21 protein-coding genes are annotated in these 21,967 nt (G+C 70.5%); 16 read left to right on the top strand and 5 right to left on the bottom strand.

What is annotated here, in order from left to right; all coding sequences use genetic code 11:
• Positions 1-397 precede the first annotated feature (397 nt).
• From ACFE8Y_RS14655 to ACFE8Y_RS14625, 7 genes are all read left to right on the top strand, one after another.
• Positions 398-1,201 carry a lysostaphin resistance A-like protein gene (locus tag ACFE8Y_RS14655; protein WP_375465123.1) on the top strand — a complete coding sequence of 268 codons (804 nt, stop codon included), beginning with the start codon at positions 398-400 and terminating at the stop codon, positions 1,199-1,201.
• Between the two features lie 85 nt (positions 1,202-1,286).
• Positions 1,287-2,081, top strand: a complete 795-nt coding sequence (locus ACFE8Y_RS14650; protein ID WP_375465122.1) for a thymidylate synthase — start codon at positions 1,287-1,289, stop codon at positions 2,079-2,081.
• A 5-nt stretch (positions 2,082-2,086) separates the two neighbouring features.
• Positions 2,087-2,629: a dihydrofolate reductase gene (locus ACFE8Y_RS14645; RefSeq protein ID WP_375465121.1), complete on the top strand. Its 543-nt coding sequence runs from the start codon at positions 2,087-2,089 to the stop codon at positions 2,627-2,629.
• A 215-nt stretch (positions 2,630-2,844) separates the two neighbouring features.
• Positions 2,845-3,996, top strand: coding sequence for an FtsH protease activity modulator HflK (hflK, locus tag ACFE8Y_RS14640; protein ID WP_375465120.1), 1,152 nt, complete (start codon positions 2,845-2,847; stop codon positions 3,994-3,996).
• The gene (hflC, locus tag ACFE8Y_RS14635; RefSeq protein ID WP_375465119.1) at positions 3,993-4,955 is read left to right on the top strand and encodes a protease modulator HflC; all 963 of its coding nucleotides are present in this window, start codon (positions 3,993-3,995) and stop codon (positions 4,953-4,955) included. The genes hflK and hflC overlap by 4 nt, the downstream gene beginning before the upstream one ends.
• A gap of 139 nt (positions 4,956-5,094) precedes the next feature.
• A complete protein-coding gene (locus tag ACFE8Y_RS14630) occupies positions 5,095-6,615 on the top strand; it encodes a Do family serine endopeptidase (RefSeq protein ID WP_375465124.1) in 1,521 nt (506 codons plus the stop codon).
• A 47-nt stretch (positions 6,616-6,662) separates the two neighbouring features.
• Entirely contained in the window at positions 6,663-7,061 is a 399-nt protein-coding gene (locus ACFE8Y_RS14625; RefSeq protein WP_375465118.1) for a DUF1640 domain-containing protein, read from the top strand.
• An 18-nt stretch (positions 7,062-7,079) separates the two neighbouring features.
• Here the strand turns inward: ACFE8Y_RS14625 and serB are convergent, their stop codons facing one another.
• Positions 7,080-7,976 carry a phosphoserine phosphatase SerB gene (gene serB / locus ACFE8Y_RS14620; RefSeq protein ID WP_375465117.1) on the bottom strand — a complete coding sequence of 299 codons (897 nt, stop codon included), beginning with the start codon at positions 7,974-7,976 and terminating at the stop codon, positions 7,080-7,082.
• Positions 7,977-7,993: 17 nt separating this feature from the next.
• Here serB and miaA point away from each other — a divergent pair, with 17 nt between their 5' ends.
• A complete protein-coding gene (gene miaA, locus ACFE8Y_RS14615; RefSeq protein ID WP_375465116.1) occupies positions 7,994-8,917 on the top strand; it encodes a tRNA (adenosine(37)-N6)-dimethylallyltransferase MiaA in 924 nt (307 codons plus the stop codon).
• A 7-nt stretch (positions 8,918-8,924) separates the two neighbouring features.
• On the opposite strand, the gene ACFE8Y_RS14610 is transcribed toward miaA, so the two are convergent.
• The 3 genes from ACFE8Y_RS14610 to ACFE8Y_RS14600 all read right to left on the bottom strand — a co-directional run bounded on the left by ACFE8Y_RS14610 (position 8,925) and on the right by ACFE8Y_RS14600 (position 11,611).
• Positions 8,925-9,791: an NAD(P)-dependent oxidoreductase gene (locus tag ACFE8Y_RS14610; RefSeq protein ID WP_375465115.1), complete on the bottom strand. Its 867-nt coding sequence runs from the start codon at positions 9,789-9,791 to the stop codon at positions 8,925-8,927.
• 127 nt (positions 9,792-9,918) lie between these two features.
• Entirely contained in the window at positions 9,919-11,424 is a 1,506-nt protein-coding gene (mctP, locus tag ACFE8Y_RS14605; protein WP_375465114.1) for a monocarboxylate uptake permease MctP, read from the bottom strand.
• Positions 11,414-11,611 carry a DUF3311 domain-containing protein gene (locus ACFE8Y_RS14600; RefSeq protein ID WP_375465113.1) on the bottom strand — a complete coding sequence of 66 codons (198 nt, stop codon included), beginning with the start codon at positions 11,609-11,611 and terminating at the stop codon, positions 11,414-11,416. Before ACFE8Y_RS14600 ends, mctP begins: the two co-directional genes overlap by 11 nt.
• Before the next feature lie 254 nt (positions 11,612-11,865).
• Here ACFE8Y_RS14600 and ACFE8Y_RS14595 point away from each other — a divergent pair, with 254 nt between their 5' ends.
• A complete protein-coding gene (locus ACFE8Y_RS14595) occupies positions 11,866-12,300 on the top strand; it encodes a tellurite resistance TerB family protein (RefSeq protein ID WP_375465112.1) in 435 nt (144 codons plus the stop codon).
• Between the two features lie 381 nt (positions 12,301-12,681).
• Positions 12,682-15,909 carry an efflux RND transporter permease subunit gene (locus tag ACFE8Y_RS14590; RefSeq protein ID WP_375465111.1) on the top strand — a complete coding sequence of 1,076 codons (3,228 nt, stop codon included), beginning with the start codon at positions 12,682-12,684 and terminating at the stop codon, positions 15,907-15,909.
• On the opposite strand, the gene gph is transcribed toward ACFE8Y_RS14590, so the two are convergent.
• Positions 15,900-16,580, bottom strand: a complete 681-nt coding sequence (gene gph / locus ACFE8Y_RS14585) for a phosphoglycolate phosphatase (RefSeq protein ID WP_375465110.1) — start codon at positions 16,578-16,580, stop codon at positions 15,900-15,902. The two genes, ACFE8Y_RS14590 and gph, sit on opposite strands and share 10 nt — an antisense overlap.
• A 343-nt stretch (positions 16,581-16,923) precedes the next feature.
• Here gph and ACFE8Y_RS14580 point away from each other — a divergent pair, with 343 nt between their 5' ends.
• The 6 genes from ACFE8Y_RS14580 to ACFE8Y_RS14555 all read left to right on the top strand — a co-directional run.
• Entirely contained in the window at positions 16,924-17,355 is a 432-nt protein-coding gene (locus ACFE8Y_RS14580) for a hypothetical protein (protein WP_375465109.1), read from the top strand.
• A gap of 157 nt (positions 17,356-17,512) precedes the next feature.
• Positions 17,513-18,226, top strand: coding sequence for a ribose-5-phosphate isomerase RpiA (gene rpiA, locus ACFE8Y_RS14575; RefSeq protein WP_375465108.1), 714 nt, complete (start codon positions 17,513-17,515; stop codon positions 18,224-18,226).
• A 74-nt stretch (positions 18,227-18,300) separates the two neighbouring features.
• A complete protein-coding gene (locus tag ACFE8Y_RS14570) occupies positions 18,301-18,870 on the top strand; it encodes a DUF2059 domain-containing protein (RefSeq protein WP_375465107.1) in 570 nt (189 codons plus the stop codon).
• A gap of 36 nt (positions 18,871-18,906) precedes the next feature.
• Positions 18,907-20,121 (top strand): O-antigen ligase family protein, encoded by a 1,215-nt coding sequence (locus tag ACFE8Y_RS14565; RefSeq protein ID WP_375465106.1) that lies wholly within the window; start codon positions 18,907-18,909, stop codon positions 20,119-20,121.
• Complete coding sequence (gene gor, locus ACFE8Y_RS14560; RefSeq protein WP_375465105.1) at positions 20,118-21,512, top strand: glutathione-disulfide reductase; 1,395 nt, start codon at positions 20,118-20,120, stop codon at positions 21,510-21,512. Before ACFE8Y_RS14565 ends, gor begins: the two co-directional genes overlap by 4 nt.
• A 117-nt stretch (positions 21,513-21,629) precedes the next feature.
• The coding region (locus ACFE8Y_RS14555) for an RNA polymerase sigma factor region1.1 domain-containing protein (RefSeq protein WP_375465104.1) at positions 21,630-21,967 on the top strand (338 nt) is incomplete at its 3' end.

Genomic DNA, 21,967 nt, shown 5'->3' with positions numbered 1-21,967 from the left:
CGGATCAGGTCGTCTGCCATCTGCGGTCGCTCTGTCCGGTCTGCCCGACGACCTGTCGCGCGGGTCGCGCACCGGATCGGATGAAGAAATCAAGACGGCATCCGTTGCCGGAGGCCGAAGGATCGTGGCCGAGCAAAGGCGTAAGGCGCCGGTCCGGTCCCGCATCGTGCTCGCCGCGCGGGCAGGGCCGCCGTCGATCACCATCCTCGCGCAAGCAGACGATGTCCAGCGGTGCTGCCAGCGCCATCGTGTCCGATGGTCCTCAGACGACGAGGGAGGCCATGGACTCGACAGGCTCACCGCGAGGACGTTGATCGCCGCGTCCGGGCTTTCGACCGGCCGAGCCAGCATAGAGGGGATCGACGCGGTTTTGAAGCCCGATCATGGTGCTGCGACGATGAACGATGCCCTCCACGCCCCGCCCCGCGGACCTTGGCGCAAGGGGGTGTGGCGCGCAGCGGCGCTGCTGATCCTGCGCCTCGCCACCCTGATCGGCGTGCTGCTGCTCTACTTCGCGGCAGCGAGCCTGATGGCGCTCGCGGTCGTGCGGGTCGGGGCCGACCTCCTCGACGGCATCGATCCGTTCCTCGACACCGTGCGCAGGCCCTATCTGGGCGCGGCGCAGCTTGCCCGCCGCGAACTCGCCGTCGACGTGATGCGGCAGGTGTTCCTCGCCGGTCTCGTTCTCACCGTCGCCCTGGCGCGCGACGGCACGGGCTGGCGACGCCGGCTCGCCCTCGACCACCGATGGCCGAACGGGATGCGGGCGCGCACCCTCCTCCTGATCCTGCTGGCGTGGCCGGCGCTCCACATCGCCTGGGTGACGGTGACGGCCGACGCGTTCGGCGCGGCCTTCGCCTCGGGGGTGCGCCTGTCCCCGATGCTGAGTGCGGGCAACGTCGCCGCGTGGCTCGCCTACGTGGTCGTGCTGGCGCCGGCCGCCGAGGAGGCGCTGATGCGCGGCGAGGCCTTCGCTGCGGCGAGCCGCTTCCTGCCGCCGGCCGCGGTGATCCTGGTGACGGCGGCGGTGTTCGCCCTGGCCCACGTCTCCGCCTGGGGGCTGGCCCGGCCGGTCTCGCTCGCGCCCCTCGCCCTGATGCTCGGCTGGCTCCGCTGGCGCACGGGGCGCCTGTGGCCCTGCATCGCCCTTCACGGCTGGAGCAACCTCGCGCTGATCGCCTACGTGCTCTGGCCGCTCTAAGTGGGGCGCCTTCCGGCAATCACGTCCGGCACCTTGGCGGAAACCCCTTGGCAAAGCCCCACGATCGCGGGCAGGAAGGCGGGTGATGGACGCCTATCACCACCTGCTCGCCCGCATCCTCGACGAGGGCTGCGCCAGGGAGGACCGCACCGGCACGGGCACCCTGTCGGTGTTCGGCCACCAGATGCGCTTCGACCTCGGCGCGGGGTTTCCCCTCGTCACGACGAAGCACCTGCACCTGCGCTCGATCATCCACGAGCTGCTGTGGTTCCTTTCCGGCGACACCAACGTGCGGCGCTTGCGCGAGAACGGCGTCACGATCTGGGACGAGTGGACGGACGCGAACGGCGATCTCGGTCCCGTCTACGGCAAGCAGTGGCGCTCGTGGGACAAGCCCGGCGGCGGCACGGTCGATCAGATCGCAGGCGTCGTCGCGGAGATCGCCCGCAACCCCGATTCGCGCCGGCTGATCGTCTCCGCCTGGAACCCGGCCGACCTCGACCGGATGGCGCTGGCGCCCTGCCACTGCCTGTTCCAGTTCTACGTGGCGGAAGGGCGCCTCTCGTGCCAGCTCTACCAGCGCTCGGCGGACGCCTTCCTCGGCGTGCCGTTCAACATCGCGAGCTACGCCCTGCTGACGGCGATGATCGCGCAGGTGACCGGCCTCGCGCCCGGCGACTTCGTCCACAGCTTCGGCGACGCGCACCTCTACCGCAACCACCTCGATCAGGCGCGGCTCCAGCTCACCCGCGCCCCGCGCCCGCTGCCGCGCCTGCGCCTCAACCCGGAGATCCGCGACCTGTTCGCGTTCCGCTACGCGGACATCGCGATCGAGGGCTACGATCCGCACCCGGCGATCCGTGCGCCGGTGGCGGTTTGACGGCGATGCCCTCTGGGACGGCCGTGGAAGACGGAGCGCGGATCGTGCGGCCAGAACGGATCACGCTCGTCGTCGCGGTGGCGGCCAACGGCGTCATCGGCCGCGACAACGGGCTGGCGTGGCACCTGCGCGGCGACCTCAGGCGCTTCAAGGCCCTGACGATGGGCAAGCCGATGCTGATGGGCCGGAAGACCTTCGCCGCGATCGGCCGGCCGCTTCCCGGGCGGCGCACCCTCGTCCTGACCCGCGATCCCGGCTTTGCCGCCGACGGCGTCGAGACGGTCCATGACTGGGCGCAGGCGCTCGCCGCGGCCGCGGAGGCGGAGCTGATGGTGGTGGGGGGCGGCGAGATCTACCGGCTCGCGCTGCCCGAGGCCGACGCGATCCGCCTCACGGAAGTGGATGCGCGCCCGGACGGCGATGTCCGCTTCCCGAACTTCGACCGGACGCAGTTCCGTGAGGCCTTCCGCGAGGAACACGGGGCGGGCGAGCACGACGAGCACGCCTACACGTTCGTGGACCTCGAACGCATCCGGCCGGAACCCTGATCCCGGCCGTCGATCCAGGGGCGTCGGGTCGCGGTTGTCAAAGGGGGTGGCGATGCCCAACTGCCAGCCTTGACAGAGGGCGGTGCGCCCCCGCAGGTGCGTGGACCCTCGGCGGGTGCCTTGTCCGGGCGGGGGATGCGGTTGCGGGTCCGCCCGGTCGGTCCGGGCCGATGGCCGTGCGGGCCATCCGCAGCAGGCAGGAGAAGACGGCTAGCATGCCTTGGAGCAATCAGAGCGGCGGCGGTGGCGGCGGGGGAGGACCCTGGGGTCGCGGCGGCGGCAATGGCGGCGGTCCCTGGGGCGGCGGCGGCAAGACTCCGCCGAACCTCGAGGATCTGCTGCGGCGCGGCCAGGACAGGTTGCGCGGCGTCATGCCGGGCGGCTCCCTCGGCGGCGGCCGCAGCTTCCTCGTCATCGGCGTGCTCGCTGCGGGCGTCTGGCTGCTCACGGGCTTCTACACCGTCCTGCCGAGCCAGGTCGGGATCGAGACGATCTTCGGCCGCTACGTCGGTTCGAAGGGCGAGGGGCTGCGCTACAACTTTCCCTATCCGGTCGGCGGCGTGGTCAAGCCGAACGTCGGCCAGACCAACTCCATTCAGATCGGCTTCCGCTCCGGTGCCGGAACGCAGGCGCGCAGCCGCGACATGCCCGACGAGAGCCTGATGCTGACCGGCGACGAGAACATCGTCGACCTCGACTTCGAGGTGCAGTGGACCGTCAACCCGCTCAAGGCCTCCGACTTCGTGTTCAACCTTCAGAATCCGGAGGGCACCATCAAGGCGATCGCCGAGAGCGCGATGCGCGAGGTGGTGGGCCGCCGCAACATCCAGGCGATCCTGACGAACGAGCAGTCGAGCGTCGCGCAGGAGGTCAAGGACATCACGCAGAACGCCCTGGACGAGTACGGCGCCGGCGTGCGCGTCGGCGTTGTCCAGCTCGTCAGCGTGAATCCGCCGCCGGAAGTGCGGCCGGCCTTCATCGACGTCAACGCCGCCCAGCAGGACGCCGACACCGCGCAGAACGAGGCCAAGACCTACGCGAGCCGCGAGGTGCCCCAGGCCCGCGGCCGGGCCTCGCAGATCGTGCAGGCCGCGGAGGCCTACAAGACGAAGGCGACCGCGGACGCCACCGGCCAAGCTCAGCGCTTCGAGGAGGTCTACGCCTCCTACAAGACGGCTCCCGCGATCAGCCGCGAGCGGCTGTTCATCGAGACCATGGAGAAGGTGCTCGGCTCCGTGAACAAGGTGATCATCGATCAGGCGGGCTCCGGTACGGCCGGCGCCGCGGGGGTCGTGCCCGTGCTGCCGCTGGCGGAATTCGGCTCGCGCATCCAGGCGGCGCCGCAGACGAGCGGAGCGGCACGATGAACGCGCAGGCAATCCGCACCGGCCTCGCCGTCGTCGTGGCCGCCCTCGCCCTGGCCTTCTACGCCTCGGTCTTCACCGTCGGGCAGATGCAGCAGGCGCTGGTGCTCCAGTTCGGCCGCGTGCGCGCTGTGCTGAATCAGACCGGCGAGGACAAGCCCGGCCTCTACTTCAAGCTGCCCTTCGTCGAGAACGTGGTGCTGTTCGACAAGCGCGTGCTCGACCTCGACCTGCCCGTGCAGACCCTGCTCACGGCCGACCGCCAGAACCTGGAGGTCGACGCCTTCGCCCGCTATCGGATCATCGATCCGCTGCGGTTCTATCAGTCGGTCAACAACGTCGGGCTCGCCAACCAGCGGCTCGCGAGCTTCACCAACTCGTCCCTGCGCAACGTGCTCGCCCGCTCGACCCGCGACGCCATCGTCAAGACCGAGCGCACGCACCTGATGAACCAGATTCAGGAGGACGTGAACCGGCAGGCTAAGGCACTCGGCGTGCAGATCGTCGACCTGAGGATGACCCGCGTCGATCTCCCGGTCCAGAACTCGTCCGCGGTCTACAAGCGGATGAAGACCGAGCGCGAGCGGGAGGCGGCCGACATCCGCGCCAACGGCGACCAGATCGCCGCGACGATCAAGGCGAGGGCCGACCGCGACGTGACCGTGATCCTGGCCGAGGCGACCCAGACCTCCGAGCAGCTCCGCGGCCAGGGCGATGCCGACAAGAACCGCATCCTCGCCGGCGCCTTCGGCAAGGACCCGGACTTCTTCAGCTTCTATCGCTCGATGCAGGCCTACGAGGTGGGTCTGAAGGGTCCTGAAACCCGCCTCGTCATGAGTCCGAACTCGGACTTCTTCCGCTACTTCAGCGATCCGCAGGGCAAGGCCGTGCAGGGCGGTGCGCCGCGCGGAACCTCCGATCCCGGCGCGATGACCGGCTCGACGGCCGGAACGGGACGCTGAGGCACGCTGCGGGATCCGGTTCGCGGTTGGCCCTTGAACGGAGCGGGCCGCGGATGATTTAACGACCGCTGTTGCGTCGCCCGATACGCAGAACGGGCGACGCGACAGTTCGGAGGACGCGTTCTTGAAGAGGTCGATCATGCACCCCGTCGCGAGCGCCCCGGCGCGTTCCTTCACACGGTTCCGCCGAGGTGCGCGCGCACTCGCGGCGGCTGCCCTCATCGCCGCCACGCCGATGCCGGTCCTTGCCAGGGGACCGGTCTCCTTGGCCGACCTCGCCGAGCAGGTCGACGACGCGGTCGTCAACATCTCGGCCTCCACAACCGTGGAGGCGCGTCCCGGAAACCGTGCCGGGCCACAACTCCCGCCCGGCACGCCGTTCGAGGACCTGTTCGAGGAGTTCTTCAACAAGCGCGGCGGGCGCGGTGGCGGTGGTGAGCAGCGGGGCGAGGGCGACGGCCCGCGCCAGCAGCGCAAGTCCAACTCTCTCGGCTCCGGCTTCATCCTCGATGCCTCCGGGATCGTCGTGACGAACAACCACGTCATCGGCGACGCCAACGACATCCAGGTGATTCTGCACGACGGCACCAAGCTGAAGGCCGAGATCATCGGCAAGGACTCGAAGATCGATCTGGCGGTGCTGCGGGTGAAGCCGCCGGCCGATCATCCGCTCAAGGCGGTCCCGTTCGGCGATTCCGACAAGATGCGGCCCGGCGACTGGGTGATCGCCATCGGCAACCCGTTCGGCCTCGGCGGCTCCGTCTCGGCCGGCATCGTCTCGGCGCGGGGCCGCAACATCGATTCGGGTCCCTACGACAACTACATCCAGACCGACGCGGCCATCAACAAGGGCAATTCCGGCGGCCCGCTGTTCAACATGGACGGCGAGGTGATCGGCATCAACACGGCGATCCTGTCGCCGACCGGCGGCTCGGTCGGCATCGGCTTCGCCGTGCCGTCGGGCACGGCCAAGCCCGTGATCGATCAACTGCGCGAATTCGGCGAGGTCCGCCGCGGCTGGCTCGGCGTGCGCATCCAGAACGTCGATGATGCGACCGCCGAGGCCCTGGGCCTCAAAGGCGGTGCCAGGGGAGCCCTGGTCGCGGGCGTCGACGAGAAGGGCCCGGCCAGGACCTCGGGGCTCGAGGTCGGGGACGTCATCGTCCGGTTCAACGGCAACGCGGTGAAGGCCTCGAGCGACCTGCCGCGCATCGTCGCCTCCACGCCCGTGGGACAGAAGGTCGACGTGGTCGTCGTCCGCAAGGGCGAGGAGACGACGAAGGCCGTCACCCTCGGTCGCCTGGACGACAGTGACAAGCCGCAACTCGCCAACCTTCGTCAGCCCGAGCCGGAGAGCGTGGCGCGCCAAGCGCTCGGCCTCAACCTGTCCGGCCTGACCGACGAACTGCGTCGCAAGTACAGCATCAAGGACGGCGTCAAGGGGGTGGTCGTCACCCGGGTCGATCCGAGCTCGACGGCGGCCGACAAGCGCATCCAGCCGGGCGAGATCATCGTCGAGGTCGGCCAGGAGGCCGTCAACGCGCCGGCGGACGTGACCAAGCGCGTCGAGGCCCTCCGGAAGGATGGGCGCAAATCCGTGCTGCTGCTGGTGGCGAGCGCCACGGGCGACGTGCGGTTCGTCGCGATCGGCCTGGATTAGGCGCGCCAATCCAAGGCGGCCGGAGTATCAGGCAGGAGCCGCGACGCATGACGGCGGTTGCTTTCGATACGTTGAAGTACGCGCGCACATTGCGCGAGAAGGCCAAGCTGTCGACCGAACAGGTCGAGGGCTTGGCCAACGCGATGGGGGAGGTCCTTGACGGCACCATTCCGACGAAGAGTGACATCGGTGCCGTCAGGAGCGATATCGAGGCGCTCCGGCTCGCGACGCAGGCCGATACCGAGGCGCTGCGACTGACGACGAAAGCAGACATCGAGGCGCTCCGGCTCGCAACGCAGGCGGATATCGAGGCGCTGCGGCTCTCGACGAAGGCCGATATCGAGGCTGCGAAATCCGAGATCATCAGGTGGATGTTCGGCGCCATCGGGTTTCAGACGGTCGTCATCGTCGGAGCCGTCGTCCCCCTCGGGCGCAGCCTGCACTGAGACGTGGCGGCGGCTGCGTCAGATGACGAAGTCGCTCGCGGCAAAACCCTGGAGATGGAGCAGCGCGGTCAGATCACCGTGCTCGATCCGCACCCGTGCAGCCGCCGCGACACCAGGTTTCGCGCGGAACGCCACGCCCAGTCCCGCCTCGCCCAGCATGTCCAGGTCGTTGGCGCCGTCACCGACCGCGAGCGTCTCACCGGCATCGAGCCCGAGGCGCGTGCGCAGGTCGATCAAGGTCGCGCGCTTCTCGCGCCGTCCGACGACCGGCTCCTCGACCGAGCCGGTGAGGCGCCCGTCCCGCAGCCCGAGTCGGTTGGCGTGGTGCTCGTGGAAGCCGAGCATGTCCGCGATCGGTCCCGTGAACAGGGTGAAGCCGCCGGAGACGAGGCAGGTGCGCGCCCCGTGCGCCCGCATCGTTCGCACGAGGGTGCGGCCGCCCGGCGTCAGGGTGAGGCGATCGCGGATCAGGGCGTCGATCACGCCGGCCGAGACATCCCTCAAGAGCGCGACGCGCTCGCGAAGCGCCGGCTCGAAGGCGATGTCGCCCCGCATGGCGCGCTCGGTGATGGCGGAGACCTGCGCCTTCAGGCCGATCGTGTCGGCGAGTTCGTCGAGGCATTCCTGCTCGATCATGGTGGAATCCATGTCGGCGAGGAGCAGGCGCTTGCGTCGGTGACGGTCGGCCGGCAGGACGGCGATGTCGATCGGCTCGCCGGCGAGCGCCGCGCGGAGGCGCGCGGTCAGGGCAGCGGCCGCCGCGGGCGCGCCGGGAACCAGGAGTTCGGCCGCGATCTCACCGTGCAGCATGTGGGGCTGATGCTCCGTCGCCAGCACGGAACGGGCCGCCGCCAGCACGGCATCGGTGATGGCGGGACGGGCCGCGTTTGCTATCAGGACCGCGACCAGGCTCATCCCGGAGATCTTCGAAGGTGCCGCTACATCCAGCGCCGCGAGCGGAGCGGCCGGAGGCGATCCTCATCGCAGGGCCGACCGCCTCGGGCAAGTCGGCGCTCGCGGCCGCGCTGGCGCTCCACCATGGCGGCCTCGTCGTCAACACCGATTCGATGCAGGTCTACGCGGACCTGCGCATCCTCTCGGCCCGCCCGAACGCGGACGAGACCGCGCGCTTGCCGCATCGGCTCTACGGCCACGTCGACGGCGCCGTGAACTACTCCGCCGGTCACTTCGCCCGGGAGGCAGCCGAACTCCTGCGCGTTCTCGACGGGCGCCTTCCGATCTTCGTCGGCGGTACCGGCCTGTACTTTCGCAGCCTCGAGGAGGGGCTCTCGGACCTGCCGCCGGTGCCCAACGCGGTTCGCACCGAGATCCGTCGGCGGGCGGAGGGTCGTCCCACGGAAGCGCTCCACGCCGACCTCGCGGCCTGCGATCCCGCCGGAGCAGCGAAACTGCGCCCGAGCGACCGCGCGCGGGTGATGCGCGCGCTGGAAATCCTCGCCGCCACCGGGCGCCCGATCGCGGCGTTCCACGGGGCCCGCGTTCCGGGTCCGTTGGCGGGACGCAGGCTGCGGCGGATCTTCCTGGCGCCGGACCGCGGCACCTTGCGCGCGCGGATCGACGCGCGCTTCCGCGCGATGATCGCGCACGGCGCCCTCGACGAGGCCGATGCCCTGAGGCGCCGCCGGCTCGATCCGATGCTGCCGGTGATGCGGGCGCACGGCGTGCCGGGGCTGATCGCCCATCTCGACGGAGGAATCGACCTCGATGAGGCGATCCGGCGCGGTCAGGCCGACACGCGCCGCTACGCCAAGCGCCAGTTCACGTGGTTCCGCCACCAAGTGGGCGCGGAGTGGCGCTGGCTCGATCCGGACGCGGCGCTGGCCGAGTTCGCCTGAGCGCGGCCTACCGCTCCAGCCGGGCGACGAGGCTCGACGTATCCCAGCGGTTCCCGCCCATGCCCTGCACCTCGGCGTAGAACTGGTCGACCAGCGCGCTGACCGGCAGCGAGGCACCGTTGCGGCGGGCCTCGTCGAGGAGGATGCCGAGGTCCTTGCGCATCCAGTCGACGGCGAAGCCGAAGTCGAACCGGCCGGCGTTCATCGTCGCCCCGCGGTTCTCCATCTGCCAGGAGCCGGCTGCGCCCTTCGCGATCACCGCCAGCACCGCCTCCACGTCGAGGCCGGCGCGCTTGGCGAAGTGGACGCCCTCCGAGAGCCCCTGCACCACGCCGGCGATGCAGATCTGGTTGACCATCTTGGTGAGCTGACCCGAGCCCACGGGGCCCATCAGCCGGCAGGCGCGGGCGTAGGCGGCCATCGCCGCCTCGACGCGGGCGTAGGTCTCGGGTTCGCCGCCGCACATCACGGTCAGCACGCCGTTCTCGGCGCCGGCCTGACCGCCGGAGACCGGCGCGTCGATGAAGCCGACGCCCTTGGCCGCGGCCGCCTCGCCGAGTTCGCGCGCCACCTCGGCCGAGGCGGTGGTATGGTCGACGAAGGTGGCGCCCCCGCTCATCCCGGCGAGCGCTCCGTCGGGGCCAAGCACCACACCGCGCAGGTCGTCGTCGTTGCCGACGCAGGCGAACACGATCTCGGCCCCGGCCGCCGCCTCGCGGGGCGTCGGGGCGTGCGCGCCGCCGTAGGTTGCGACCCAGGCCTCGGCCTTGGCCGCCGTGCGGTTGTAGACGGTGACCGAGTGGCCCTTCTTGGCGAGGTGCCCGGCCATCGGGCCGCCCATCACGCCGAGGCCCAGGAACGCAACCTTCGCCATTGTCCTGTCCGTGTTCCTGCCGCGCTCGCCGATGACGACCGCCGGTCTAGAGGGTTCCGCGCCCGAGGGAAATCCCGCTCACGGCGCGCGACGCGCGTGGTCCGGGGTCGTCCAGCCGCCGATCGCGTCAGCGGCCGCCGGCTGGGACGCGGGCCGGCGCGGTCATCGCGAGGACCGCGTTGACGATAGATGCCACCACGATGTTGAGCGTCAGCGCGAGCAGCCCGGTGTAGATCGAGAATTTCACGTCTCCCAACGCCACGGCGTGCAGCGGCTTCAGCCCGTCCGACCATGCCAGCGCCGTGCCGGTGAGGAAGCCCGCCGCCCAGCCCGCGAGCAGCGCCGGCGCGCGGAACCACGATCCGTAGAGCCCGAAGATCAGGGCCGGCAGGGTCTGAAGAATCCAGAGGCCGCCGAGGAGCTGCAGGTCGAGGGCGAACTGCGTCGGCAGCACGAGGATTGCCGCCAGCGCGCCGATCTTGACCAGCATCGAGGTGATCTTGGCCACCTGCGCCTCGCCGGCCGGCGTCACGTCCGGGTTCACGTAAGCCTTCCAGACGTTGCGGGAGAACAGGTTGGCCGCGCCGATCGACATCACCGCCGCCGGCACGAGCGCGCCGATGGCGATCGCCGAGAAGGCGAAACCGGCGAACCACCCCGGGAACAGGGCCTTGAACAGGGCCGGCACCACGTCGTTGTTGCTCGTCACCTTGATGCCGGCCGCGTGGCCCATGTAGCCGAGCAGCGCCAGGAGGCCGAGCAGCAGGGTGTAGGCCGGCAGCAGCACCGCGTTCTTGCGGATGGTGTCTCCGCCCGAGGAGGCGAAGATGCCGGTCAGCGTGTGCGGGTACATGAAGGCGGCGAGCGCCGAGCCGAAGGCCAGCGAGGCGTAGGGCACGATCTGCGCCGCGCTCAGCACCGTTCCGCCGGAGCCCTTGGCCTTGAAGGCCGCGTCGGCGGCGTCGAACACCGCGGCATAGCCGCCGAGCTTCGATGGCACGATTGCCACCGCCACCAGCACCACGATGTAGATCATGATGTCCTTGACGAAGGCGATGAGCGCCGGCGCGCGCAGGCCCGAGGAGTAGGTGTAGAAGGCGAGCACCAGGAAGGCGACGATCAGCGGGATCTCGCCGTGAAGCCCCAGCGCCTTGATCGCCACCTCCATGCCGATGAGCTGGAGGGCGATGTAGGGCATGGTCGCGATGACGCCGGTGATCGCCACCGCGAGTTCGAGGGGCCTCGAGCCGTAGCTGCCGTAGACGACGTCGCCCGCCGTGACGTACCCGCGTGCCTTGGCGGCCGTCCACAGCACCGGCATCACGAGGAAGACCATCGGGTAGACGATGATCGTGTAGGGCAGGGCGAAGAAGCCGTAGGCGCCGACCGCGTAGACGAGGGCCGGCACCGCGATGACGGTGTAGGCGGTGTAGAAGTCGCCGCCGATCAGGAACCACGTGATCCAGGTGCCGAACTTGCGGCCCCCTAAGCCCCACTCGTCGAGGTGGGCCAGCGTCTCGGGCCGGCGCCAGCGGGCGGCCACGAACCCCAGCACCGTGACGAGCAGGAAGAAGAAGACGAAGACCGAGACCGCCGGGATGTCGAGGTCGGATGTCACGAGGTCAGTCGTCATGACGCACGCTCCGGTAGACGACGTACAGCAGCAGCGAGGTCAGCGGCACCCAGGCGAGCTGATACCAGTAGAAGAACGGGAAGCCGAGCAGGACCGGCTCGCGCTGATTGTAGAAGGGCACCCACAGGAGCCCGAGGAAGGGCAGCAGGAGCAGCCACATCAGCGGGGAGCGCGGTCGCGATGCCATGGCGTGGCCGATACCTTTACACGGGGGACGTCCGCGTCCGGCTGGCGGCTGCCGGGGCGTGCCGCGTTCGGATGCGAACCGGTGGCTCCATCACAGTTCGACCGGTCCGCGTCAACGCCGCGGCAGCGGGAGGGTCGGTCATGATCACCTGCCCTGGACCAGTCAAAGTGGACGCGGCCCACCGCAGCGCGGCCTGCGCATCTTGACTCAGCCGCGTCGATGCCCGTCACTTCCGCGCGTAGCGCGAGGTGGGCATGAGCATCTTCCAGGACGCCATCCTTCGGTTCGGCCGCACGATCATGTCGTATGCGGGAGACGCCCTGTTCCTCCAGGCCGCGGTCTCGGCCGCGGCCAACGTCACGATCGCGGATGGCGACGTCGACGAGGAAGAGGTCGAATCAGCCATCTCCGGGATGCGCGCCAACCCGATCCTTCAGAAATCCTACGACACGCTGCGGATCGAGCAGGAGCTCTACGAGGCCATCGCGCGCGCCAAGACCCGCGCCGGGCGGATCGACAACCTCCGCCACGTCGCCGCCATCGCCGACCGCCCGATCGACCAGCGTCAGGACATCTTCCTGATCGCGGCGGACGTGGCGGACTTCGGCGGCATCAGCGCGGTCGAGCACAAGGCCCTCGACGAGATCGCGGCCGCCCTCCAGGTCGACAAGGCCGCGCTGCTGCGCTGAGGCGGCCGACCACCCGGAGGCGCCCTCCCGGATCGCCGGCTGATGTCAGGCTCGGACGTTCGGGGAAGCCGATCTCGGGCGCGGCGAAGGCCCGGTGGACGGCCTTTTCGCCGACGTACCGGCTCGCCGCGACCCGCGCGCGCACTGGACAGGGCGCGGTCTCAACGAGGCCGATCGAGGCAAGCTCCGCGGCATCGGCCCGGCCGCACCCGGTGACGCGCTCCGGAAGCCTTCGCCGAAGCCGAACCGCCGGGCATGAGCCGGCCCTGCGGCATCGCGGCTCGGGGCGGCGGCGGCCATCATCGCGAAACAAGTCTCGCGTCCTGTGTGCGCTGCATTCATGATGCGATCGGGTCCCAGAGGCGGGATCGCGGAGATGGCATGGGCCTCGTCCAGTACGCGCTGAAGTTCCGCATCACGACCTACGTGCTCGCCGTGCTGATGATGCTCGCGGGCGCGGGCGCGATCGCCGTCGCGCCCAAGGACGTGCTGCCGATCGTCGATATTCCGGTGGTCGTCGTGGTGTGGACCTACACCGGCCTGTCGACGCCCGAGATGGAGCGGCGCATCACCACCTACGCCGAGTTCTCGCTGTCGAACAACGTCAACAACATCAAGCGCATGGAGTCGACGACCCTTCAGGGCACGGCGATCCAGAAGATCTACTTCGACAACGCGGTGAGCATCGACCTGGCGATCTCGCAGGTAGTGTCGGCGATGAACGCGATCCGCTCGACGATGCCGCCGGGGGTGCAGCCGCCGATCGTGCTGCGCTTCTCCGCATCCTCGGTGCCGGTGATCCAGCTCGCGCTGACCTCGACCAAGGACACTCTCACCAAGGTCAACGACTACGCGCAGTACCGCATCCGCCAGCGCCTCGTGCAGGTGCCGGGCTCGACGCTGCCCTCGCCCTTCGGCGGCACGCCCCGGCAGATCATGGTCGATCTCGACCTGCACGCCCTCCAGGCGCTCGGGCTGACGGCGCTCGACGTCACCAACGCGATGACGGCGCAGAACCTGACCGTGCCGTCGGGCCTCGCCAAGATCGGCGAGCAGCAGTACCCGGTCCTGCTCAACGCGACCCCCGATGCGATCTCGGCGCTCAACGAGATTCCGATCAAGGTGGTGGCCGGACAGCCGGTGCTGGTGCGCGATGTCGCCTACGTCCGCGACGGCGGGCCGCCGCAGGTGAACATCGTGCGCTCGGACGGGCTGCACTCGGTGCTGATGCGGATCTTCAAGAACGGCACCGCCTCGACGCTGGACGTGGTCAACAGCGTCAAGGCCGCGCTTCCCGACGTCCGCGCCGCCGCCCCCGAGGGCATGACGATCAAGCCGCTGTTCGACCAGTCGGTCTTCGTCTCCGGCGCGATCGAGGGGGTGATCCACGAGGCGGCCATCGCCGCCTGCCTCACCGGCCTGACGATCCTGCTGTTCTTAGGCTCGTGGCGCTCGACGATCGTGGTGCTGATCTCGATCCCGCTCTCGATCCTCACCTCGCTGGCGATCCTGGCGGCGCTCGGCGAGACCATCAACGTGATGACGCTCGGCGGCCTCGCGCTCGCCGTCGGCATCCTCGTCGACGACGCGACGGTGGCGATCGAGAACACCTACCGCCTGTTCGAGGAGGGCGAGCCGTTCCGCAAGTCCGTGGTGGTGGGCGCGGCCAGCATCGCCAAGCCGACGCTGATCTCGACGCTGTCGATCTGCGCCGCCTTCGTCTCAGTCTTCGCGCTGGCCGACACGCCGAAGTACCTGTTCACCCCGCAGGCGCTCGCGGTGGTGTTCGCGATGCTGACCTCGTACGTGCTCTCGCGCACCCTGGTGCCCGTGCTGATCGACGTGCTGGTGGCGCGCGAGTACGCCGAGCGCCACGGCGGGGATGCCGAGCCGCCGCGGCGCGGCCGCGTCGCGCGGGCGCTCGGATACATCGGCCGGCCGGTCTTCCACGTCGCCGGCCGCTTCCGCCACGGCTTCGAGGCGCGGTTCGAGCGCTTCCACCGCGGCTACATCGGATTGCTGCACGTCGTCGTGCGCCGCCGGCTTGCCACGCTTGCCGTGGTGGGTCTCGTCTTCCTCGGGACCGCCGGGCTCTTCACCTTCGTCGGCCGCGACTACTTCCCGCAGGTTGCGTCGAGCCAGATCACCCTGCACCTGCGCACCCGCGCCGGCATGCGGATCGAGACCGCCGAGCAGACCTTCGCCGCCGTCGAGCACGTGGTGCGCGAGGTCCTCCCCGAGGGCGAGGTCGAGCAGATCCTCGACAACATCGGCCTGCCGTCGAACAACTACAACTTCGCCTTCTCCGACGGCTCGTTCGTCGCCTACAATGACGGGCAGATGCTGATCAACCTGCGCGAGGGCCACGGCGACGTCGCCCTCTACACCAAGCGCCTGCGCGAGGTGCTGCGCGAGCGCTTCCCCGACGTGATCGCCTACTTCCAGCCCTCCGACATCATCACGCAGATCCTGAACTTCGGCACCCTGTCGCAAATCGACATCCAGGTCTCCGGTCGGAACGCCGAGAAGGATCTCGCGGTGGCCCAGAGCATCGTCCGCCGCCTCAAGGAGACCCGCGGCGCCGTCGACGTGCATCTCCACCAGATCGTCGGCACGCCGCAGTTCTTCGTCGACGTCGACCGGCGGCTGGCCTCCGAACTCGGGCTGACGCAGCAGCAGGTGGCGCAGGGTCTGAACGTCTCGCTCTCGGGCTCCTTCCAGGTGACGCCGAACTTCTGGACCGATCCGAAGACCGGCATCCCCTATCAGCTCTGGGTGCAGACGCCGGAATACCGCAACGACTCGCTCACCGCGCTCCAGAACACGCCGCTGCTGGTCCGGGCCAACGACGACCAGCCCGGCGTCCTCACCCTGCTCTCCAGCGTCGCGAACTTCCGGCGCGAGGGCACGCAGACGGTGGTCAACCACGTCAACACCGCGCCGACCTACAACATCTACGCGGCGGTGCAGGATGCCGATCTCGGCTCGGTGTCGCGGGAGATCCGGACCATCGTCGACGAGGAGCAGAAGGCCCTGCCGGCACCCGACAGGATCACCGTGCGCGGCCAGATCGAGAACATGGACTCGGCCTTCGTGCGCCTCGGCGTGGGGCTGAGCATCGCGCTCATCGCCGTCTACCTGCTGATGGCGGTGAACTATCAGAGCTGGGGCGATCCCTTCGTCGTGCTCGCGGCGCTCCCGCTCGCGTTCTGCGGCATCGTCGCCAGCCTGTTCATCACCGGGACCACCTTCTCGATCCCCTCGCTGTTCGGCGCGATCATGTCGGTCGGCATCGCCTCGGCGAACTCGATCCTGCTGGTCACCTTCGCCCGCGAGCACCGGGAGGCCACCGGATGCTCGGCGCTGGAGGCGGCGCTGCTTGCCGGTGAGACGCGGCTGCGCCCGGTGCTGATGACCGCCGGCGCGATGTTCCTGGGGCTGATCCCGATGGCGCTGGGCACGGGGGAGGGGGGCGAGCAGAACGCGGCGCTCGCGCGCGCCGTGATGGGCGGCATTGCGCTTGGCACGCCCTCGACGCTGCTGTTCGTGCCGTTCCTCTACACGCTGCTGCGCGCCGGGAAGGTCAGGACGCCGGAGGATTACGTGTGAGGAACCAGGGCTCCGACGGCGCCCGGCAACTCGGAGAAGTGTGAGATCACCCGGTCCGGTCCGAGCTCGGCCACCGGCGTGTCGGTGTAGCCGAAGGTGACCGCCACCACCGGGATGCCGGCGGCCTTCGCCGCGTCGATGTCGGCCCTGGAATCGCCCACCATCACGGCGCGGGCCGGATCACCCTCGGCCCGGGCGATCGTCAGGGTGATGTGGCGCGGGTCGGGCTTGCTGTAGGGAAACGTCGCGCGCCCGCAGATCGCCGAGAAGCGGTCCGCGATGCCGAGCAGCGCCAGCAGGTCGACGGCGTGCGCCTCGACCTTGTTGGTGCAGACGGCCAAGCGGAACCCGTCCGCCGCCAGCCGGTCCAAAGCCGCGACGACGCCCGGGTAGAGGTGCGAATGGTCGCAGAGATGGGCGCCGTAATGCTCCAGGAAGTCGGCGAATAATCTTTCGTGGCGGGCCGGCGAGAGCTCCGCGCCGGCCGCCTCGAATCCGCGCCGGATCAGCGCCTTGGCGCCCGCGCCGATCATCGCGCGCGCCTCGGCCAGCGGCAGGTCCGGCAGACCCTCCTGGCCGAGCAGGACGTTCAGCGTGCCGATCAGGTCGCCCGCGGTCTCGGCGAGCGTCCCGTCGAGGTCGAACACGGCGATCTTTTGGAGGGCTGACATCGGTTTGTCCTGGCGGGCCGGGCGCGTCCTCGCTAGCGGCCAGCCCGCCAGTCCACAAGGTGCGAAGCAGCGCGCGGTACGCCCCAGACTTGCCCGAAACGGCGCGGAGAGGAGGGCGTCATCCGCCCGGGACCGCCTCATGAAGCTTCGATCCTTCGTCCCTCCGCCAGCCGCACGGAGCCCCGGACCAACCGCCGGTCCCTTCTCCCGCGGGGAGAAGGACAGGATGAGGGGCGTGACGCATCCGGGTCGTTCTCATCCCTCACCCCGACCCTCTCCCGCCCGGGAGAGGGAGCCTGTCGCGCCGAACGGGAGTCCGGCGACTTGGTTCATCGCGCTCTGCATGGGACTCCTCGTTCCAGTTGCGGCTTTTGCCGCCTCCTTCGAGTTCGTCCCGGCGCCCCAGGCCGACCTCAACCGGATGTACCGGGTCGACAAGGTGACCGGCGAGGTCACCTCCTGCCAGTACGGCCTCCAGGAGGTCGGCGGCGGCATCGGCCTGACGGTCTGCTTCGCGGCGGGCGAGGGCGCCGGCGCGCAGCCGCCGTCGGAGTACGGCCTCGTCGCGACGCGCCACACCCGCGAGGCGGGGGTCTTCCGGGTCAACTACCGCACCGGCGAGATGAGCATCTGCTTCGTGCTGGTGAAGAAGGAGCAGGTGGTCTGCACCCAGCAGACCAACCCGTCCGCGGACGGCGCGGCCGAGGCTCCGCCCGGGGCGGTTCAGGGTCGGGCCGGGGCCAGCGCGACGCCGCCGCAGGGCGGCCGACCGTGACGGCTGGATCGTCGACGGTCATGCCGTGAGGCGGACGGTCCGTGCGGCGCCGCGCCTTTCCGCGCGCGCGGCCGGCATGCTAGGGGCACCCATCCCGGACGATCTACGGCATCCCGCGCATGCGCCCTCCCCAGAGATCCGAACGCGAGGCGCCCCGGTGAGCGGGCCGGACCTGCGCCGCGCGGCCGCCGCCCGCGCCCTCGACCTCGTCGAGCCCGGAATGAGGCTCGGCCTCGGCACCGGATCGACGGCCGCCGCCTTCGTCGCCCTGCTCGGGGAACGGGTGCGCGCCGGCCTCGACGTGGTCGGCGTCCCGACCTCCGCGGCAACGCACGCGGCAGCGACGCGCGCAGGCATTCGGCTCGCGACCCTGGAGGAGCTGCCCGAACTCGATCTCACCATCGACGGGGCCGACGAGGTCGACGCGGACCTGCGCCTGATCAAGGGCGGCGGTGCGGCGCTGCTGCGGGAGAAGATCGTCGCCTGCGCGAGCCGCCGGATGGTGGTGATCGCCGACGCCGCCAAGCGCGTCGCCACGCTCGGCGCCTTCCCGCTGCCGATCGAGGTGAACGCCTTCGGCCTCGGCGCGACCCGGATCGGCGTCGCGGCGGCGATCGACCGCGCGGGCTGCGCCGGCGCGGTCGATCTGCGTCGAGGGCCGAACGGCGCACCGCTCGTCACCGACGGCGGTCACCACATCCTCGATGCCCGCCTGGGCCGCATTCCCGATCCGGAGACCCTGTCGGCGCGGCTCTGGGCGGTACCGGGCGTGGTCGAGCACGGCCTGTTCCTCGGCATCGCCAGCGCGGCGATCCTCGCCGGGGAGCGCGACGGGCGGCCTGAGATCACCGTCATCGGCAGCCTCGGGTGAGCGCGCCCCGGAAGCGATCGGCGCGCCCCGGCCGCAGGCAGGCCGCTCCTCACGTCAACCTTGGAACATTCGGAATGGCCGTCCTGTCTCGTCTCCTCGTCCCCGTACTCCTGGCGTGCGTTCTCGTCGTCGCTCCCGGCATCGTCCACGCCCAGGCAAACAGGCCGGCGGCGCAGAAGCCCGCACCGAAGCCTGCGCCTCCGGCGCCGGCACCTGCGCTTGGCCCCAGCGCCAGCCACGTCGCGCTCGCCCGCGAGGTGATGCTCAGTTCCGGCATCGCGCGCTCGTTCGATTCGATCATTCCGGCCTTCGCCGATCAGATCAAGCAGCAGACGGTCACCCGACCGGACCTGAACCAGGATCTCGACGCCGTGCTGGTCTCGCTCGGGCCGGAGATGGAGTTGCAGAAGCAGCGCATCATCGACGTCGCGGCGCGCATCTACGCGGCGAAGCTGAGCGAGCCCGAGTTGCAGGAGATCGCCACCTTCTTCCGCTCGCCGGCGGGCAAGCACTACGTCGAGAGCCAGCCGCAGATCCTCGACGAGATGGTTCAGGCGACGCAGACCTGGACCCAGGAGGTCGCGGATTACGTCATGGTCCGGGTCCGCGCCGAGATGGGCAAGCGCGGCCACCAGATGCAGTAGGCAAGCTGCAATAGGCATGAGCGTGTCGCACCCCTCGTGACCGGTCCGCGGCGCCTGTACGCCGCCGGGGCGATCGCGCTTGCCGCGATGCCGTTGGCGATGGCGCTCGCGAGCCGGTCGAGCCCATTGGTCGTCGGCCTCGCCGCGCTGCTGTTCCTCGCAGGGCGCTGCCTGGAGGATGCGCGCGCAGTCGGCGCAGCCCTGACGAGGCCGCTGACGACGGCAGCGGGCTGGACGGCCCTGGCGTTCCTCGCATGGTGCGGCCTCACGCTCGCCTGGAGCCCGTTTCCCGCCCTGTCCCTTCGCGTGGCCGGCGAGTTCGTGCCGGCGCTCATTGCCGCCTACCTCCTCGCGTGTCTCGCCCCTGGGCGGCTGCCGCCCTTCGCGGCGGCGCTCGGTGCCGGGATGGTGGTGCTGGCCGGTCTCACGATCGCGATCGGGCTGGCGACCGGCCTGCCGGTGCAGCGGGCGCTCGGCCAGCGCGTCGCCGAGTTCGTGTTCAACCGTCCGGCCCTGACGCTGGCCATCGTCGCGGGGCCGCTCGCCCTCGTCCTGTGGCGGCAGGGCCGCCGCGTCCTCGCCCTGACGGCCCTGGCCTTCGCGGCGCTGGGCGTCCTGCGCTCGGTGAGCGGGGCCGCCGCGTTGGGGCTGTTCGCAGGAGCTGGTCTGTTCGGCCTCGCGCGGCTGGTCTCCGCCAAGCTCGCGGTCGGCGTCGCCGGCCTCGGCGTCGCCCTCGCCGTGGCGCTAGCCCCGGTGGAGGGCGACCTTCTGAATCGCTTCATGCCGGAGGCCGCGCACGCCCGCCTCGTGCAGTCGTCCTCCCGCGCCCGCGTCGCCATCGCCCGCAGCTTCGGTGCGGCGGTCGCCGCAGACCCGTGGCGCGGGGCGGGGTTCGGCACGTCGGCGCGCTTCGCCGAGGCGCCGGTCGCGGGCCGGATCGAGCCGGAGATGCGCACGCTGCTCGCGGTGGGCCACCCGCACAACAGCGTCCTCCAGATCTGGGCCGAGTTGGGCCTCGTCGGCGCGATCCTCGCGTCGAGCGTGCTGATGCTGACGCTCGGCGCGCTCCCCGGTGCCGCATCGGCCGATCGCGCCACGGCGCTGGGCCTGATCGCGGCGGCGGCGGCGATCGCCTTCGTCGAGCACAACGCCTGGGCCGCGTGGTGGACGGCCGGCCTCGGCGCTGCCATCACGTGGCTGCGCGAGGCCGGCGCCTCGACGTCGGCCTCTTCCGACGGAACCACGACATGAGCGAGACTAGCGAGACTTTCGACGTCGACCTGTTCGTCATCGGCGGGGGCTCGGGCGGCGTGCGCGCGGCCCGGATCGCGGCCGGCTACGGGGCGCGGGTGACGCTCGCCGAGGAGTACCGCGTCGGCGGCACCTGCGTGATCCGCGGCTGCGTGCCGAAGAAGCTCATGGTCTATGCCGGGCGGTTCCGCGACGAGTTCGAGGACGCGGCCGGCTTCGGCTGGAGCGTCGAGACGCCGCGCTTCGACTGGAGCGTGCTCAAGCGGCGGCGCGATGCGGAGATCGCCCGCCTGGAGGGCGTCTACGACGCGAACCTGACGCGGGCCGGCGTCGCGGTCGTGCCGCAGCGGGCCGTGATCGAGGACCCCCACACGATCCGCCTCGTCGGCACGGACGAGCGGGTCCGCGCCAGGGTGATCCTCATCGCAGTCGGCGGCCATCCCGTGAAGGAGCCGGTGATCCCGGGCGCGGAGCTTGCCATCACCTCGAACGGGGTGTTCGAGCTGGAGAGCCTGCCCGAGCGCATCCTCGTCGTCGGCGGCGGCTACATCGCCGTCGAGTTCGCGGGCGTGTTCGCGGGCCTCGGCAGCCGCACCACCCTCCTGCACCGGGGCGAGCGCCTGCTGCGCGGGTTCGACGACGAGATCCGCGACGCGCTCGGCGAGGCTTATGCCGAGCGCATGGACCTGCGCCTCGGCCGTACGGTTCAAAGCCTCGAACGCTCCGAGGGCGCCATCCGCGCCGTCCTCGACGACGGCGACAGCCTGCTGGTCGATCAGGTTCTGGTCGCGACGGGACGGCGGCCGAACGTCGACGGCCTCGGCCTCGAACGGGTCGGGATCGAGACGGACGGGGCGGGCGCGATCCCCGTCGACGCCTACTCCCGCACCGCGGTGCCCTCCATCTACGCGGTGGGCGACGTGACGAACCGCGCCAACCTCACGCCGATCGCGATCCGCGAGGGCCACGCCTTCGCCGACACCGTGTTCGGCGCTCGCCCGGCCTGCGTGGATCACCGCCTGATCCCGACCGCCGTGTTCTCGACGCCGGAGATCGGCGTCGTCGGCCACAACGAGGACGTCGCCCGCCGCCTCTGCGGCGCGATCGACGTCTACAAGGCGAGCTTCCGGCCGATGAAGGCCGCCCTGTCGGGGCGCGACGAGCGCATCCTGATGAAGGTCCTCGTCGAGCGCGCGACCGACAAGGTCGTCGGCGTCCACATCTTCGGCCACGACGCAGGCGAGATCATCCAGGCCGTCGGCATCGCCGTCACCATGGGTGCCACCAAGGCGGATTTCGACCGCACCATCGCGGTCCATCCGACCGCCTCGGAGGAACTCGTGACCCTGCGGGTGCCCGCCGTGACCAAGCACTCGATCGCGGCTGGTTAGCGTCGACCTTCGGACCGAGCCGGCCCGCGCCACCGGAAGCCCCCGCCTCCCGGCGCGCCAGAGACGGCGCCGCTTCCGGGCCCTCGACGCCGCGCCTTCGCGAGCCATATCAGGTCGATGGCCAAGCGCGACGCCGGCAGGCACGAACCAGGGAAGCGGGAGCAGGCCGGCCGCGGCGACGCGCAGTCCCGCCGACAGGCACTGATCGACCGGATGCTGGCCGACGCCCTCCGACTGCCGGCGGGCGAGAGCGTGCCGGGTCTCGATGGGCTGGCCGTTGACATCAGGCGGTCGGTCGACATCCTCCTGGCCAAGGCGGCGGCCCAGAAGAGCCGCTGCCTGACCTACGAGGACCTGGAGGAAGCGCTTCCCCCCCGCGACGTGTCGGCGGAGGACCTGGAGGCGATCTTCTGGATCCTGGCCGAGCACGGCATCGAGGTCGAGGACGGCGAGGC

Origin of the sequence: uncultured Methylobacterium sp. (assembly GCF_964242245.1) — a bacterium.
Classification (GTDB): domain Bacteria; phylum Pseudomonadota; class Alphaproteobacteria; order Rhizobiales; family Beijerinckiaceae; genus Methylobacterium.
Note: the sequence above shows the minus strand (reverse complement) of the source record. Positions and strands in the feature narration are given on the sequence as shown.

What these genes read in the sequence shown, in the direction of transcription:
- ACFE8Y_RS14655 (WP_375465123.1), top strand. Translation starts at nt 398, where the DNA reads ATGAACGATGCCCTCCACGCCCCGCCCCGCGGACCTTGGCGCAAGGGG.
- ACFE8Y_RS14650 (WP_375465122.1), top strand. Translation starts at nt 1,287, where the DNA reads ATGGACGCCTATCACCACCTGCTCGCCCGCATCCTCGACGAGGGCTGC.
- ACFE8Y_RS14645 (WP_375465121.1), top strand. Translation starts at nt 2,087, where the DNA reads ATGCCCTCTGGGACGGCCGTGGAAGACGGAGCGCGGATCGTGCGGCCA.
- hflK (WP_375465120.1), top strand. Translation starts at nt 2,845, where the DNA reads ATGCCTTGGAGCAATCAGAGCGGCGGCGGTGGCGGCGGGGGAGGACCC.
- hflC (WP_375465119.1), top strand. Translation starts at nt 3,993, where the DNA reads ATGAACGCGCAGGCAATCCGCACCGGCCTCGCCGTCGTCGTGGCCGCC.
- ACFE8Y_RS14630 (WP_375465124.1), top strand. Translation starts at nt 5,095, where the DNA reads ATGCACCCCGTCGCGAGCGCCCCGGCGCGTTCCTTCACACGGTTCCGC.
- ACFE8Y_RS14625 (WP_375465118.1), top strand. Translation starts at nt 6,663, where the DNA reads ATGACGGCGGTTGCTTTCGATACGTTGAAGTACGCGCGCACATTGCGC.
- serB (WP_375465117.1), bottom strand. Translation starts at nt 7,976, where the DNA reads ATGAGCCTGGTCGCGGTCCTGATAGCAAACGCGGCCCGTCCCGCCATC.
- ACFE8Y_RS14610 (WP_375465115.1), bottom strand. Translation starts at nt 9,791, where the DNA reads ATGGCGAAGGTTGCGTTCCTGGGCCTCGGCGTGATGGGCGGCCCGATG.
- mctP (WP_375465114.1), bottom strand. Translation starts at nt 11,424, where the DNA reads ATGACGACTGACCTCGTGACATCCGACCTCGACATCCCGGCGGTCTCG.
- ACFE8Y_RS14600 (WP_375465113.1), bottom strand. Translation starts at nt 11,611, where the DNA reads ATGGCATCGCGACCGCGCTCCCCGCTGATGTGGCTGCTCCTGCTGCCC.
- ACFE8Y_RS14595 (WP_375465112.1), top strand. Translation starts at nt 11,866, where the DNA reads ATGAGCATCTTCCAGGACGCCATCCTTCGGTTCGGCCGCACGATCATG.
- ACFE8Y_RS14590 (WP_375465111.1), top strand. Translation starts at nt 12,682, where the DNA reads ATGGGCCTCGTCCAGTACGCGCTGAAGTTCCGCATCACGACCTACGTG.
- gph (WP_375465110.1), bottom strand. Translation starts at nt 16,580, where the DNA reads ATGTCAGCCCTCCAAAAGATCGCCGTGTTCGACCTCGACGGGACGCTC.
- ACFE8Y_RS14580 (WP_375465109.1), top strand. Translation starts at nt 16,924, where the DNA reads ATGGGACTCCTCGTTCCAGTTGCGGCTTTTGCCGCCTCCTTCGAGTTC.
- ACFE8Y_RS14570 (WP_375465107.1), top strand. Translation starts at nt 18,301, where the DNA reads ATGGCCGTCCTGTCTCGTCTCCTCGTCCCCGTACTCCTGGCGTGCGTT.
- gor (WP_375465105.1), top strand. Translation starts at nt 20,118, where the DNA reads ATGAGCGAGACTAGCGAGACTTTCGACGTCGACCTGTTCGTCATCGGC.